Raw genomic sequence first — 13,931 nt, 5'->3', positions numbered from 1 at the left:
CACAACGAAAGCGAAAACGAAAACAGGCCGCTGCCTGTCCGGCGCGGCCTGCCGGCCGCCACGGCGCGGCCGTGGCGGGTCATGCGTGTGCGGCGTGCCGTCAGGCCTGCGCCGCGGCCGTGCGGCCGGTGCTGCGCGTGGTGCCGGCAGCCAGGCCCAGCCGATGCCGCGCGGCTTCGTACTCCTCGCTGAAACGCTGCACTAGTTCTCCTGCCGGCACGATGCGCTTGATCGCGCCGATGCCCTGGCCGGCGCCCCAGATATCGCGCCAGGCCTTGGCCTTGGTGTTGCCGCCCGAACCGAAGTTCATCTTCGACGGATCCGACACCGGCAGGTCGTCGGGATCGAGGCCGGCGTTGACGATGCTCTGGCGCAGGTAGTTGCCGTGCACGCCGGTGAACAGGTTGGAGTAGACGATATCGCCCGCGCCGCTGTCGACGATCATCTGCTTGTAGCCCTGCGCCGCGTTGGCTTCCTCGGTGGCGATGAAGGCCGAGCCGATGTAGGCCAGGTCCGCGCCGGCCGCCTGCGCCGCCAGGATGGCGTTGCCGTTGCCGATGGCGCCCGACAGCAGCAGCGGGCCGTCGAACCACTCGCGGATCTCATGCAGCAGCGGGAAGGGCGACTGCACGCCGGCGTGTCCGCCGGCACCGGCCGCCACCGCGATCAGGCCGTCCGCGCCTTTCTCGATCGCCTTCTTGGCGAACTTGTTGTTGATGACGTCGTGCAGCACGATGCCGCCGTAGCTGTGCACCTGCTGGTTGACCTCCTCGCGCGCCCCCAGCGAGGTGATGGTGATGGGCACCTTGAACCTGGCGCAGACCTCCAGGTCGTGTTCCAGCCGGTCGTTGGACTTGTGCACGATCTGGTTGACCGCGAAGGGCGCGGCCGGGCGGTCGGGATGCTTGGCGTTGTGTTCGGCCAGTTCGGTGGTGATGCGGTCCAGCCACTCTTCCAGCACCGGTGCCGGGCGCGCGTTCAGCGCCGGGAAGGAGCCGACCACGCCGGCCTTGCACTGGGCGATCACCAGGTCGGGATTGGAAATGATGAACAGGGGCGAGCAGACCACGGGCAGCGACAGGCGGCCTTCGAGGATGGCGGGCAGGGACATCGGGTTCTCCGGTAAGGCTGGGCGGACCGTCGACGACGGTCGGCAGAAGTCAACAATCAACAGCGGTCAAAAACGAACTGCAGTCGGAAGCAGATGGGGAAGCCAGGTGGCAAGCGCGGGCGCCCCCGCTCGCCTGCCCGGCATCATGCGGCGGGCGCGGCGCCGGCGAGCAGGTCCTTGTACTGGGCGAGGCGGGCGCCCATTTCGGCGCCCAGCGCCTGCAGGCCGCTCATGGGCCGCACCATGACCTCGAATTCCTCGATGAGACCCGCCTCGTCGAGGCGCAGCATGTCGATGCCCTTGAGGGCCTTGCCGGCGACGTTGGCGCTGAATTCCAGCACGATGCTGCGGCCGTCCTCGCTGACGAAGCTGCGGTGGTAGCGGAAATCCTGGAACACCGTGTTGACGGTCTTCAGCACCAGCTTGATGGCGGCGCGGCCGGGATAGGGGGTGTGCGCCACCGGCGAGCGGAACACGATCTTGTCGGACAGCAGCGGATCGAGCTCTTCCATGGCATTGCGCTCGAGGATCTTGTGCCAGGCGGCCAGGGTGCGCTGCGCGGCGTCCGACAGGGGTTTGGCTTGCATGCGGGTCTCCATTTCCGGCGGTGCGGCGGCTTGCCGCGCCGTGTCCTTGATGTCGCGTCTTGCGATGAGAATATGCAACGCGTTGCATAAGAATAGCAGCGGCCTTTTTGATATGCAACTGGTTGCATGACCGCTGCATGGTCGCCGCGTGATCAGGCGCGCGAGGTCATCCGGGAGGGGAGGCCGCCTGAGACGTCGCCTTCAGGGCTCGTGGGTGACGTAAATAGCCCTTTCGGGTTCGGGAGATGGCGCTGGCAAGAGCGGGAAGAGACAGGGAAGAGGCAGGGAAGAGGCAGGGAAGAGGCAGGGAAGGGGCGGCAGCGGTGGCTTTCTCCTGGACGGCTGGGGGGAAGATCCCCTTCCCCCCGCCCGGGAGCCTTGGCGCCGCTCAGCGCACGAACCGCATCGCGCAGCGCATCAGCGTGGCGAGCAGGCCCAGCGACAGCACGCCGGCCAGCCACAGGCCGGCAAACCACAGCGCCTGGCGCAGCCGGCCGGGCCTGGCGGCCGCCGGGCCGGCGGCGGGCGAATCCTGACAGGACATGATGGTGCTCCGTGCTGCCGTTTTCAGTGGTAGCCCGCGTCGCCCGCGTGCACCTTGCCGCGGAACACCCAGTAGCCCAGCGCGGTGTAGGCGAGGATCACGGGGAGGATGAGCAGCGCGCCGACCAGGGCGAAGGCCTGGCTGCTGGCCGGTGCCGCCGCCTGCCACAGCGTGACCGAGGGCGGGATCATATGCGGCCAGATACTGATCAGGAAGCCGGCGTAGCCGAGCGCGGTGATCGCCAGCGCGAGGAAATAGGGCGCGCGCTCGCGGCGCTGCGCCACCGCGGCGCAGATGCGCCAGGCGCACAGCGCCACCGCCGCCGGCACCGGCAGGAACCAGAACAGGTTGGGCAGGCGGAACCAGCGCTGCGCGATGGCCGGGTCGACCAGCGGCGTCCACAGGCTGACTACCGCGATCATCGCCAGCAGCAGGCCGGTCAGCGGCCGCATCAGCGCGAACATGCGGCGCTGCAGTTCGCCTTCGGTCTTGATCAGCAGCCAGCCGCAGCCCAGCGTGGCATAGGTCGCCAGCAGGCCGAGGCCGGTGAACAGGCTGAAGGGGCTCAGCCAGTCGAAGCCGCCGCCGGCGAACTCGCGCCCGGACACCGGGATGCCCTGGATATAGCCGCCCAGCGCCACGCCCTGGAAGAAGGTCGCGGTGGCCGAGCCGGCGATGAAGGCCAGGTCCCACAGATGGCGCGTGCGCCTGGCCTTGGCGCGGATCTCGAAGGCCACGCCGCGGAAGATCAGGCCGACCAGCATCAGCGTCAGCGGCAGGTAGAGGGCGGACAGCACCGCGCCGTAGACCACCGGGAAGGCGGCGAACAGTCCCGCGCCGCCCAGCACCAGCCAGGTCTCGTTACCGTCCCAGACGGGGGCGACCGTGTTCATCATCACATCGCGGTCCTGCTCACCGGGGAAGAAGGGGAAGAGCAGGCCGATGCCAAGGTCGAAGCCATCCAGCATCACGTAGAGGAACACGCCCAGGGCGATGATGGCGGCCCAGATCAGCGACAGGTCAAGCATGGCCGGCCTCCTCGGCAGGGGGGGAATCGATGCGGTCGTCCGCGCCCGCGAGCGGACGGCGGCCGGAATAGGTGGTGAGCGTGCCGAGCGTCTCGCGCATGCCGGGCGGCGAGTGCTCGCCGGCATGGGGCCCCTTGCGCAGCAGCTTCAGCAGGTAGTGGATGCCGGTGCCGAACACCAGCAGGTAGACCACGACGAAGATCAGCAGCGAGACGCCGACCTGCTGCCGGCTGACCGGCGAGGCGGCTTCGGCGGTGCGCAGCAGGCCGTACACCACCCAGGGCTGGCGGCCCGCCTCGGTGGTGATCCAGCCGGCCAGCAGCGCGACGAAGCCGGCGGGACTCATGGCCACGCAGAAGCGGTGGAACCAGCCGGCCTCGTACAGCCGCCGGCGCCGCTGCAGCAGCAATGCCAGCGCGGCCAGCAGGATCATCAGCAGGCCCAGGCCCACCATCACGCGGAAGGACCAGAACACGACCCGCGCATCGGGGCGGTCCTGCGGCGGGAAGTCCTTCAGGCCGCGGATCTCGCCGTCCCAGCTATGGGTCAGGATCAGGCTGCCGAGGTGAGGCACCGAGAGCGTGTAGCGGGTCGTCTCGGCCGCCATGTCCGGGATGCCGAACAGCTTGAGCGCGGTGCCGCCGGCCTCCGTTTCCCACAGGCCCTCGATGGCGGCGATCTTGGCCGGCTGGTAGCGCAGGGTATTGAGGCCGTGCGCGTCGCCCACCAGCGCCTGCAGCGGGGCGAGCACCGCCAGCATGCCGAGCGCCATGGCGAAGCTGGTCCGGATGGCCGGGTCGCGGCGCCGCCGCAGCAGGTGCCAGGCGGCCGTGCCCGCCACCAGCAGCGCGGTGCAGAGGAAGGCCGCCAGCGCCATGTGCGCCAGGCGGTAGGGGAAGGACGGGTTGAAGACGATGGCGAACCAGTCGGTCGGCACCACGCGGCCGTCGACGATGGCATAGCCGGTGGGCGTCTGCATCCAGCTGTTGGAGGACAGGATCCAGAACATCGAGATCAGCGTGCCGACCGCGACCATCACGGTGGCGCCGAAGTGGGCGCGCCGGCCCACCTTGTCCCAGCCGAACAGCATGATGCCGAGGAAGCCCGCCTCCAGGAAGAAGGCGGTCAGCACCTCGTAGGCGAGCAGAGGGCCGGTCACGCTGCCGGCGAAATTCGAGAAGGCGCTCCAGTTGGTGCCGAACTGGTAGCTCATCACCACGCCGGACACCACGCCCATGCCGAAGGCGACGGCGAAGACGCGCGACCAGAAGCGGCACAGGTCGAGGTAGACCTGGCGGCCGGTCTTCAGCCACAGCCCTTCGAGCACGGCGATGAAGCTGGCCAGGCCGATGCTGAGGGCGGGAAAGATGATGTGGAAGGATACGGTGAAGGCGAACTGGATGCGGGCCAGCGCGACGGCGGAGAGGGCTTCCATCTAGCGCTCCCGCCGGGCGCCGGCCAGGCTGGCGGCGCAGGGTGGACGGGTGGCGACGGCGGCGCGCGCGGGCGCTTCGGCAGCGGACGGATACATGGCAAGACACATGGCAAGACACGGGCTGGTGACGATGCGGTCAGTGTGCGCTGCAACACGAATGCATAACAGCATCAGAAATGGACAGTTTTTGCGTATCAGTTTGGCGGGGTGGGAAATCCCGGTCCACGCTGGCGGCAAGGGTCCTGCCCGAACGGGGTGGAGTGCGCCACAGTGCGCACGCAGGCAGGACGGGCCACCCCCGGCCTGCCATCGGCTGCACGCCGGCGTGCCCTCTGCAGCCGTAGCGCGGCGACTGCGTGTGCAGCGACATCCCCGCCTTGACCCTGCAATATGCGGTCCTATACTCGCGATGGACGGATTGCGACAGATGCGTCGCCCGCGCCGCCCGCGCCGGACAGGTGACGGGACAGGAGACAGCCATGACGGATCGCGACGCCCCGCGACGGGGCAACAGGCACTGGTTGTGGCTGCTGGTGCTGCCCTGGATCGCCATGCTGTGGGTGCCTTCCTACAACGCCGCCGAGCCGGCGTTGTTCGGTTTCCCCTTCTTCTACTGGTACCAGCTGCTCTGGGTGCTGCTCAGCGCGGTGATCACCGCGCTGGTCTACTTCAAGACCCGGGGCGTGCATGGCGCAGGAGGGCCGCAATGAACCCCGTCGCCACCACGGTCTTCGTCTTCTTCTTCGCCCTGGTGACCGTGCTGGGCTTCGTTGCCGCGCACTGGCGCAAGGGCGATCTCAACCATCTCGACGAATGGGGCCTGGGAGGGCGGCGCTTCGGCACCATCGTGACCTGGTTCCTGCTCGGCGGCGACCTGTACACGGCCTACACCTTCGTCGCCGTGCCGGCGCTGGTGTTCGGCGCGGGGGCGACCGGCTTCTTCGCGCTGCCTTACACCATCCTGATCTATCCCTTCGCCTTCGTGGTGTTCCCCAAGCTGTGGAGCGTGGCCAAGCGGCACGGCTACGTGACCGCGTCCGACTTCGTGCGCGCGCGCTACGACAGCCGCGCGCTGGCGCTGGCGGTGGCCGTGACCGGCATCGTGGCCACGCTGCCCTACATCGCGCTGCAGCTGGTCGGCCTCGAAGTGGTGATCGGCGGGCTCGGCTTCAACACCACCGGACTGGTGGGCGATCTGCCGCTGGTCATCGCCTTCGCCATCCTGGCCGCCTACACCTATACCTCCGGCCTGCGCGCGCCCGCCATGATCGCCGTGGTCAAGGACCTGCTGATCTACATCACCATCGCCGTGGCCATCGTGGTGATCCCGCTGCAGCTCGGCGGTTTCGGCCATATCTTCGGCACGGTGCCGCCGGCCAAGCTGCTGCTCAAGGCTCCCGACGCCACCAGCCTGAACGGCTACAGCGCCTATGCCACGCTGGCGCTGGGCTCGGCGCTGGCGCTGTTCCTCTACCCGCATTCGGTCACCGCCATCCTTTCCTCGTCGTCGGGCAACACCATCCGGCGCAATATGGCGCTGCTGCCGGCCTATTCGCTGGTGCTCGGCCTGCTGGCCCTGCTCGGCTACATGGCGCTGGCGGCGGGTGTCAAGGACATGCCGGAGTTCGCGCCGTACTTCAAGGCCTACGGCGCCAATTTCGCCGTGCCGGCGCTGTTCCTGCATTTCTTCCCCCCCTGGTTCGTCGGGCTCGCCTTCGCCGCCATCGGCATCGGCGCGCTGGTGCCGGCGGCGATCATGTCGATCGCGGCGGCCAACCTGTACACGCGCAACATCCACAAGGAGTTCATCAACCCGGGCATGACGCACAGCGAGGAGACCGCAGTGGCCAAGCTGGTGTCGCTGGTGGTCAAGCTGGGCGCCGTCGCCTTCGTGCTGGGCCTGCCGCTGACCTACGCCATCCAGCTGCAGCTGCTGGGCGGCATCTGGATCATCCAGACGCTGCCGGCGGTGGTGCTGGGACTCTACACGCGGCTGCTCGATCCGCGCGGGCTGCTGCTCGGCTGGGTTGCCGGCATCGCCGCCGGCACCTGGATGGCGGCCTCCCTCAAGCTGGCCAGCTCGATCTTCCCGATCCATCTCGGCGGCCTGGCGGTGCCGGGCTACGCGGCGGTATGGGCGCTGCTGGTCAACCTGGCCGTGTCGATCGTGGTCAGCGCCGTGCTGCGCATGCTCGGCATGGCCGATGCCGCCGACCAGACCCGGCCCTCGGACTACCTGGACGTGGTGGAAGGCTAGCTAGACCATTGCGTCAGAGAAAGCGCGCCCGAGCGGCGGAGCCTTTCGCATGACGCCTGACAACTCGTGCTCTGCATCACAAGTCGTGCAATGCGTCGTCACGATTGCCCGCAAGGCTCCAGTCTTGCTGCGCTTCGCTCCTGGCCTCGCACGACTTCCCGGCAGACTGAGTGATTCCACGAATTGAAGAATCAGGACACCAGGTGGTCCGCTGCGTCGCCAAGGCGTCGCCCCGGGCCGCCGGGAAGCCGCGCGCCCGCTTCTTTCCCGGCTGGCTTACCTTCTGAACGGATTCCAGGCTCGGGACAGCAGGCGGTTGCCGTGACGCTTCGCGCCGGCGGCGCACCAGGCGGGTGGCTTTGCCGAAGCACGGCAAGGGCAGGTACTATCTCGTCTCAGAAGCGGTGGCAGTTGCGCCGCACAACTGGGTCAAGAATTCTCTCCCGCCCGCGCAAGCGTGCGCGAGACCGGATGCCGGGACGGGAAGGTGTGTCCGGCGGCGCCGCGAGGTGGCGGTCAGGAGTATCCATTGGGTAGTCGATTCCTGCGTGCCAGGACCTTGCTCCTGCACGCCTTGCTCGTGCTGCTGGCGGCCTTGCTGCCGGTTGCCATCGCGCTGCTGCTGATCCGGGCGGAGGCGGACCAGCTCGCGCACGAGAGCAGTGACGAGGCCGCGCAGGTGGTGATCCGGCAGGCGGACGCCATCCTGGCGCAGGCCATGGCCGTGTCGGACCACCTGCTGCCGCTGGCGGGGCGGCCGTGCGCCGAGACCGCGCCCAGGCTGCGCGAGACCAGCGGCCTGCTGCCGCACCTGCACGCCGTCCTGATCGCCCCCGCGCATCCCTACTATTGCTCCGGCCAGGGCGCCATGCCGCGCGCACCGCTGGATGCGCTGCTGCACGACGCGCTGCCGGCGGAGAGCGATGGCCATGCCTTGCTGGTGGTGCAGGATTCGCCCATCGTGCCGGGGCAGCCTGCCCTGCTGGTCGTGCGCAGCCAGGCCGACGGGCGCCGCGTGCTGGTCGCGCTCGACGGCCGCTACCTGCTCAACTTCCTCGGCGCCGCGGCGCCGGCCGAACGCTACCGCCTGGCGGTCACGGCGCGCGGGCATGACGGCGCGCTGCGGCGCGGCACCGGCGGCGCAGAGGCGGCAGGCACGAGGGGGCGCCTTGCCTATGTGGCAACGATCGATTCCCAGCGCTTTCCCTATGCGGTCCAGGTCGGCGTGCGCGCGTCCTTGCTGGCCGAGCGCAGCGCGCGGCTGCTGCACAGCTACGCGCCGGTGATCGTCCTGTGCTCGTTGGGCCTGGGCCTGCTGATGCGCCGCGTGCTCAAGCGGCAGCTGTCGATGGCCGCCGAGATCCGCCGCGGCATCGCGCGCGGCGAGTTCCACGTGCAGTACCAGCCAGTGGTGGCGCTGGACTCGGGCCGCTGCGTCGGCGTGGAGGCGCTGATGCGCTGGAACCGGGCCGGCATGAGCGCGGTCCGGCCCGATATCTTCTTCTCCGTTGCCGAGACCAACCATCTGGCCGTGCCGCTGACGCGCCACCTGTTCGAGCTGGTCGCGCGCGACCTGCACGGGCGCTGGCTGCCGCTGGATTTCCACGTCGGTGTCAACATCACGTCGGAACACCTGGAGAGCCCCGAGATCCTGGACGACGTCGCGCGCCTGTCGCAGGCACTGGCGCTGCAGGCGCCCCGGCTGACCCTGGAGGTGACGGAACGCCAGGTGCTGCCCGGTACGCCGGCCGTGCTGGAGCATATGCGACGGCTGCGCGCCGCCGGGGTGCGGCTGGCGATCGACGATTTCGGCACCGGCCACAGCGCGCTGGCCTACCTGGAGCGTTTTCCGGTCGACTACCTGAAGATCGACCGCCTGTTCGTCTCGGCCATCGGCACCGGCGCCGTCAATGCGCCGGTGCTCGACCTGATCATCGCGCTGGCCGCGCGCCTGGGCGTGGCCCTGGTGGCGGAAGGCATCGAGGATGCGTCGCAGGCCGCCTACCTGCGCGCCGAAGGGGTCGGCTTCGGACAGGGCTTCCTGTTCGCGCCGCCGATGCCGGCCGACGCCCTGGTCGCGTGGCTGGAATCGCAGGCCGCGGCCAGCGGTGGCGCGGCGCCGCCGGGACACGCGACCGGGCCGGCGGTGGTCCCGCCGCTGGCCTGAAATAGCGGGGCGGCAGGGCGTCGCCCCGGTGCTCCGGCCGGCGGCGTCAGCCGGCCCCGGCGGGGGCGGCCGCCTCGCCGGCCGCCGCCAGGTGGCGGCGTACCGCCTCGGCCAGTTCGGCCGCCGCCGGCGACAGGCTGCGGTGGCGCAGCGTGACCAGGCCGATCGAGCGTTCCGCCACCGGGCCGGTCAGCAACCGCTCGACGATGCCCGGCTGGCGCACCGTGCCGGCCGCGATCTCCGGCAGCGCGGCCACGCCGAAGCCGCACTCGACCATGGCGGCGATGGTGGCCAGATGCTCGGCCTCGAACACCGGCTGGAAGCGGATGCGGTTCTGCAGGAAGGCCCATTCGGCGTACTGGCGCACGCTGCTCGGATGGGTCATCGAGACATGCGGCGCGTTGGCCGTGTCGCTCCAGCGCAGCGGGCCGCCGGCGCGCGCCAGCGGGTGCCCGGCCGGGATCAGCAGCACGAAGCGGTCCGACAGCAGCGGCTCGTAGTGCAGGTCGGCCTGCTGCGGATCGGCCGCCGTCAGGGCGAAATCCACCTCGCCGGCGCGCACCAGGTCGAAGGCCGGCCCCGACAGCGTGTCGAAGACCTTGAGCGCCACCTCCGGGCGCTCGCGCCGGAAAGCCATCAGCACCCGAGGCAGGATGCGCGCGGCCAGCGAAGGCAGCGCCGCCACCGCCACCTGCCCGCGCTCCGCGCTGGCGATGCCGCCGACCGCGTCGATGGCGTCGCGGAAGGCCGACTGCAGCAGCGCCGCCTGTTGCAGGAAGACCTTGCCGGCAGCGGTCAGCCGCACCGTGCGCGTGGTGCGGTCGAACAGGCGCACACCCAGCGTTTCCTCGATGCGCAGCACCTGGGTGGACAGCGCCGACTGCGACAGGTGGAGCTGGCCGGCGGCCTGGCGGAAGTTGAGCGTGCGGCCGAGCACCAGGACGGTCTCGATGTCGCGCATGGACAGGTTGATCTTCATGGCGGGGGGCTCACAGGGCCCAGGGTGCGGGCGATTGATCTGGTTTGTCGATCATTCTATAGAGAAAATCGACTTCCTCTATCAAAGCGCCTTCTCTACACTGCGCCGGTCATCGCGTCGCCGCCGCCGTCTCCGCCTTGCCGGCCGGCGCCGCGCCCCTTACCCGAGGAGACTTCATGCAGAACCCGAATCCGGCCGCCGCCGTGCTGGCCCGCCCCGGCGCCGCGCACGCGGTGGTGGTGGGTGGCGGCACCATGGGCGCCGACGTGGCCGTGGTGCTGACGCGCGCCTTGTGCCGTACCACCGTGGTGGAACCCGACGCGGCGCGCGGCGCCGCGCTGCCGGCGCGCGTCGCCGCAAACCTGGCCGCGATCGGCCGCGAGGATGGTGCCGCGGCGCTGCAGGTGGCCGCGGACCTGGACCAGATCGACTGGAGCACGGTCGACCTCGTCATCGAGTGCATTCCCGAGCGGCTCGACCTCAAGCAGGCCCTCTTTGCCGAACTGGTGCGCCGCGCGCGGCCCGATGCGGTGCTGGCCAGCAACAGTTCCAGCTTTCCCATCAGCGCCATCGGCGCCGGCCTCGACACGCGCGCGCGCATGCTCGGCCTGCATTTCTTCATGCCGGCGCACCTGGTGCCGCTGGTCGAGGTGGTGATGGGCGAAGGCAGCAGCGAGGACGGCGCCGACGCGCTGATCGCCTTCATGCGGCGCTGCGGCATGGTGCCGGTCAAGGTGCGCCAGGACCTGCCCGGCTTCCTCGCCAACCGGCTGCAGCATGCGTTGTCGCGCGAGGCCTTCAGCCTGATCGACCGCGGCATCGCTTCGCCCGGGGACGTGGACGCGGCGGTGCGCTTCGGCTTCGGCTTCCGCTTCCTGGCGGCCGGCCCGGTGCTGCAGCGCGACCACGCCGGCATCGACGTGCACGCTGCCGCCGGCGCCACCATGTACCCGAGCTTCTGCAACGACGCCGAGCCCGCGCGCTGCCTGGCCGAGCGGGCCGCCGACGGCCGCCACGGCATGAAGCGTGGCGAGGGCTTCTATGCCTGGACGCCCGAGACCATCGCCGCCGAACGCGCCCGCTACGACCGCCTGCTGCGCGCCGGCCTCGACCTGATCGCCACCGAACTGCCCGCCATCGAACCATGAACCCGACCGAGCAAGCCCCCGCCGCGGCCCGCCCCGCGGCGCTGGCAGAATCCCCGCTGATCGTCACGGTGGCGCCCAACGGCGCCTACAAGCGTGCCGCCGACCACCCGGCGGTGCCGCTGACGCCGGCGGCGCTGGCGGCCGAGGCCAAGGCCTGCCTCGATGCCGGCGCGGCCATGATGCATATGCATGTGCGCCATCCCGACGGCAGCCATTCCCTCGACGTCGAGGCCTACTGCGCGGCGCTGGCCGCGGTCCGCCAGGCGGTGGGCGAGGCCCTGCTGGTGCAGGTGACCAGCGAGGCCGCCGGCGTCTACCGTGCTCCCGAGCAGATGGCCATGGTGCGCGAGCTGCGTCCCGAGGCGGTCTCGATCGGCCTGCGCGAGATCGCCGTGCCCGAGATCCCGGAGGGCGAGCTGGCGGCCTTCCTGGCCTGGCTGGCGCGCGAGCGCATCCTGACGCAGATCATCCTGTACGACGCGGCCGATGTGTCGCGCTGGCAGTCGCTGCGCGCGCGCGGACTGGTGCCGCCGGGCGCCTGGTCCGAACTCTATGTGCTCGGCCGCTACGCGGCCGGCCAGCAGTCCTCGCCGCACGACCTGCTGCCCTTCCTGGACCTCGCCGACGGCTCGCTGCCGTGGGCGGTGTGCGCGTTCGGGCGGGAAGAGAATGCCTGCGTGACGGCGGCGGCGGCCTTCGGCGGCCACGTCCGCGTCGGCTTCGAGAACAACCTGCTGCTGCGCGACGGCAGCACGGCGCCGGGCAATGCGGCGCTGGTGGCCCAGGCCGTGCAGGGTGGCCTCACGCTGGGCCGGCCGCTGGCCGACGCGGCCGCGGCGCGCCGCATCTACGGCGCGGTGCGCTGAGGCGGGGGCCGCCGGGAGCGGCACCCGGGTAGCGTGGAGGTCGTGCCGAGGCAGCAGGCAGCGCCCAGGTAGTGCTCAGGCACTGCCGCCGGTGGCCGCCGTCGCCCGGGCGTCGCCGTGATCCGCCGCTGCCGCGCCGGTGGCGATGCGGCGTACCTCGACCCGCTCGATGCGCCGCTCGGAGACCTCGCTCACGGTGAAGCGGAAGCCGGCCAGTGCCAGCGCGGCGCCAACCTGCGGCAGCGCGCCGAAATGCGCCAGCAGCAGCCCGCCGAGCGTGGCGTAGGGGCGCTCGGGCCCGGCCAGTTCCAGGCTCGCGTCGAGCGCTTGCTCCACGCTGTGCAGGTCGGCCGCGCCGTCCATCAGCCAGTGGCCGGGGCCGGCCGTCACGATGTCCGGGGTTTCGTCCTCGTCGGGGAACTCACCCGCGATGGCTTCCAGGATGTCCACCGGCGTGACCACGCCGAGGATGGCGCCATACTCGTCGCTGACCAGCACGAGCTGGCCGCGTGAGGCGCGCAGGGTGTCCATCAGGCGCAGGATGCCGATCGATTCCGGCACGATGATGGGCGGGCGCAGGCTGGCCGGATCGATCGCGCCCCGGTCGGTCAGGTCGAGGATCAGGTCCTTGGCGCGGCCGACGCCGGCGATCTCGTCGAGCTGGCCGCGGCAGACCGGGAAGAGGCTGTGCGGCGCGGCCAGCAGGCGCTCGCGCTGCGCCTGCGGCGGCTCGTCCAGGTCGACCCAGGACAGCTCGGTGCGGTTGGTCATGACCGAGCGCACCGAGCGCTCGGCCAGCTTCAGCACGCCGCTGACCATATTGCGCTCCAGCGGCGCGAAGGCCGGGGTGCCGGCGGCGGGCGACGGCGCCTGGTCCTGCCCGTCGTCGGCGGCGCGGCGCGCGCCCAGCAGGCGCAGCACGGCGTCGGCCGTGCGCTCGCGCCGCGGGCGCCGGGCCTCATGGCGCAGGGCATTGCGCTGCGCCACCTGGTTGAAGAACTCGATCAGGACGGAGAAGCCGATGGCGGCGTAGATGTAGCCCTTCGGGATATGGAAGCCCAGGCCTTCGCATACCAGGCTCAGGCCGATCATCAGCAGGAAGCTCAGGCACAGCACCACCACGGTCTGGTGGGCATTGACGAAGCGCGTCAGCGGCTTGGAAGCGAACAGCATCACGCCGATCGAGATCACCACCGCCGCCATCATCACGCCCAGGTGGTTGACCATGCCGACCGCCGTGATGACCGAATCCAGCGAGAACACCGCGTCGAGGATGACGATCTGGGCCACCACGGTCCAGAAGCCGGCGTGCGCGCCCTTGTTGCCGCCGGCGTGCGGCAGACCCTCCATGCGCTCGTGCAGTTCCATGGTGGCCTTGAACAGCAGGAACAGGCCGCCTGTCAGCAGGATCAGGTCGCGCGCCGACAGTGACAGCGGTCCGAGCGTGAACAGCGGGCGGGTCAGCGTGATCAGCCACGAGATGATGGACAGCAGGGCCAGCCGCATCAGCAGCGCCAGCGACAGTCCCAGCACGCGCGCCTTGTCGCGCTGGGCCGGCGGCAGCTTGTCGGCCAGGATGGCGATGAAGATCAGGTTGTCGATGCCGAGCACGATCTCGAGCACCACCAGCGTCGCCAGGCCGATCCAGATCGACGGGTCAGTCAGCCATTCCATGGTCGGGTTCCGGTTGGGGAGAGGGGGCGGGCCGGCGCGGCCGTTGGCGATGAGAGGCCACCGGCGCCGGCGGTCCGGCTACTTTACCGGAAAGCAGGTCGCCGCCGGCCATGCATCGGCGCACGGCGGCGGGCA

General features: G+C 70.4%; 12 protein-coding genes. 5 read left to right on the top strand and 7 right to left on the bottom strand.

The window, feature by feature from the left end; all coding sequences use genetic code 11:
* Nucleotides 1-100: 100 nt before the first annotated feature.
* From BKK81_RS31095 to BKK81_RS31080, 5 genes are all read right to left on the bottom strand, one after another.
* Complete coding sequence (locus BKK81_RS31095; RefSeq protein ID WP_071021020.1) at nt 101-1,111, bottom strand: NAD(P)H-dependent flavin oxidoreductase; 1,011 nt, start codon at nt 1,109-1,111, stop codon at nt 101-103.
* Between the two features lie 143 nt (nt 1,112-1,254).
* Nucleotides 1,255-1,698 carry a nuclear transport factor 2 family protein gene (locus tag BKK81_RS31090; RefSeq protein ID WP_071021016.1) on the bottom strand — a complete coding sequence of 148 codons (444 nt, stop codon included), beginning with the start codon at nt 1,696-1,698 and terminating at the stop codon, nt 1,255-1,257.
* A 388-nt stretch (nt 1,699-2,086) separates the two neighbouring features.
* On the bottom strand, nt 2,087-2,242 hold the full coding sequence (locus tag BKK81_RS35795; RefSeq protein ID WP_156811507.1) for a DUF2474 family protein: 156 nt from the start codon (nt 2,240-2,242) through the stop codon (nt 2,087-2,089).
* Nucleotides 2,243-2,265: 23 nt separating this feature from the next.
* Nucleotides 2,266-3,270: a cytochrome d ubiquinol oxidase subunit II gene (gene cydB, locus BKK81_RS31085; RefSeq protein WP_071021014.1), complete on the bottom strand. Its 1,005-nt coding sequence runs from the start codon at nt 3,268-3,270 to the stop codon at nt 2,266-2,268.
* Nucleotides 3,263-4,705, bottom strand: a complete 1,443-nt coding sequence (locus BKK81_RS31080; RefSeq protein WP_071021011.1) for a cytochrome ubiquinol oxidase subunit I — start codon at nt 4,703-4,705, stop codon at nt 3,263-3,265. The genes cydB and BKK81_RS31080 overlap by 8 nt, the downstream gene beginning before the upstream one ends.
* A gap of 479 nt (nt 4,706-5,184) precedes the next feature.
* Between BKK81_RS31080 and BKK81_RS31075 the strand changes: the two genes are divergently transcribed.
* The 3 genes from BKK81_RS31075 (at nt 5,185) to BKK81_RS31065 (ending at nt 9,129) form a co-directional block, all read left to right on the top strand.
* Complete coding sequence (locus BKK81_RS31075; protein ID WP_071021008.1) at nt 5,185-5,415, top strand: DUF3311 domain-containing protein; 231 nt, start codon at nt 5,185-5,187, stop codon at nt 5,413-5,415.
* Nucleotides 5,412-6,962 carry a monocarboxylate uptake permease MctP gene (gene mctP / locus BKK81_RS31070; protein WP_071021005.1) on the top strand — a complete coding sequence of 517 codons (1,551 nt, stop codon included), beginning with the start codon at nt 5,412-5,414 and terminating at the stop codon, nt 6,960-6,962. The genes BKK81_RS31075 and mctP overlap by 4 nt, the downstream gene beginning before the upstream one ends.
* A 529-nt stretch (nt 6,963-7,491) precedes the next feature.
* The gene (locus tag BKK81_RS31065) at nt 7,492-9,129 is read left to right on the top strand and encodes an EAL domain-containing protein (RefSeq protein ID WP_156811506.1); all 1,638 of its coding nucleotides are present in this window, start codon (nt 7,492-7,494) and stop codon (nt 9,127-9,129) included.
* Between the two features lie 46 nt (nt 9,130-9,175).
* Here the strand turns inward: BKK81_RS31065 and BKK81_RS31060 are convergent, their stop codons facing one another.
* A complete protein-coding gene (locus BKK81_RS31060) occupies nt 9,176-10,108 on the bottom strand; it encodes a LysR family transcriptional regulator (protein WP_071021000.1) in 933 nt (310 codons plus the stop codon).
* A 176-nt stretch (nt 10,109-10,284) separates the two neighbouring features.
* Between BKK81_RS31060 and BKK81_RS31055 the strand changes: the two genes are divergently transcribed.
* Nucleotides 10,285-11,256, top strand: coding sequence for a 3-hydroxyacyl-CoA dehydrogenase family protein (locus tag BKK81_RS31055; protein ID WP_071020999.1), 972 nt, complete (start codon nt 10,285-10,287; stop codon nt 11,254-11,256).
* Complete coding sequence (locus BKK81_RS31050; RefSeq protein ID WP_071020996.1) at nt 11,253-12,122, top strand: 3-keto-5-aminohexanoate cleavage protein; 870 nt, start codon at nt 11,253-11,255, stop codon at nt 12,120-12,122. Before BKK81_RS31055 ends, BKK81_RS31050 begins: the two co-directional genes overlap by 4 nt.
* 75 nt (nt 12,123-12,197) lie before the next feature.
* On the opposite strand, the gene BKK81_RS31045 is transcribed toward BKK81_RS31050, so the two are convergent.
* Entirely contained in the window at nt 12,198-13,796 is a 1,599-nt protein-coding gene (locus BKK81_RS31045; RefSeq protein ID WP_071020993.1) for a TerC family protein, read from the bottom strand.
* Nucleotides 13,797-13,931 lie beyond the last annotated feature (135 nt).

The organism is Cupriavidus sp. USMAHM13 (assembly GCF_001854285.1).
GTDB lineage: Bacteria > Pseudomonadota > Gammaproteobacteria > Burkholderiales > Burkholderiaceae > Cupriavidus > Cupriavidus malaysiensis.
Note: the sequence above shows the minus strand (reverse complement) of the source record. Positions and strands in the feature narration are given on the sequence as shown.

Coding starts and splice junctions, on each gene's coding strand:
- BKK81_RS31045 (WP_071020993.1), bottom strand. CDS start 13,796: ATGGAATGGCTGACTGACCCGTCGATCTGGATCGGCCTGGCGACGCTG.
- mctP (WP_071021005.1), top strand. CDS start 5,412: ATGAACCCCGTCGCCACCACGGTCTTCGTCTTCTTCTTCGCCCTGGTG.
- BKK81_RS31055 (WP_071020999.1), top strand. CDS start 10,285: ATGCAGAACCCGAATCCGGCCGCCGCCGTGCTGGCCCGCCCCGGCGCC.
- BKK81_RS35795 (WP_156811507.1), bottom strand. CDS start 2,242: ATGTCCTGTCAGGATTCGCCCGCCGCCGGCCCGGCGGCCGCCAGGCCC.
- BKK81_RS31080 (WP_071021011.1), bottom strand. CDS start 4,705: ATGGAAGCCCTCTCCGCCGTCGCGCTGGCCCGCATCCAGTTCGCCTTC.
- BKK81_RS31060 (WP_071021000.1), bottom strand. CDS start 10,108: ATGAAGATCAACCTGTCCATGCGCGACATCGAGACCGTCCTGGTGCTC.
- BKK81_RS31050 (WP_071020996.1), top strand. CDS start 11,253: ATGAACCCGACCGAGCAAGCCCCCGCCGCGGCCCGCCCCGCGGCGCTG.
- BKK81_RS31075 (WP_071021008.1), top strand. CDS start 5,185: ATGACGGATCGCGACGCCCCGCGACGGGGCAACAGGCACTGGTTGTGG.
- BKK81_RS31095 (WP_071021020.1), bottom strand. CDS start 1,111: ATGTCCCTGCCCGCCATCCTCGAAGGCCGCCTGTCGCTGCCCGTGGTC.
- BKK81_RS31090 (WP_071021016.1), bottom strand. CDS start 1,698: ATGCAAGCCAAACCCCTGTCGGACGCCGCGCAGCGCACCCTGGCCGCC.
- cydB (WP_071021014.1), bottom strand. CDS start 3,270: ATGCTTGACCTGTCGCTGATCTGGGCCGCCATCATCGCCCTGGGCGTG.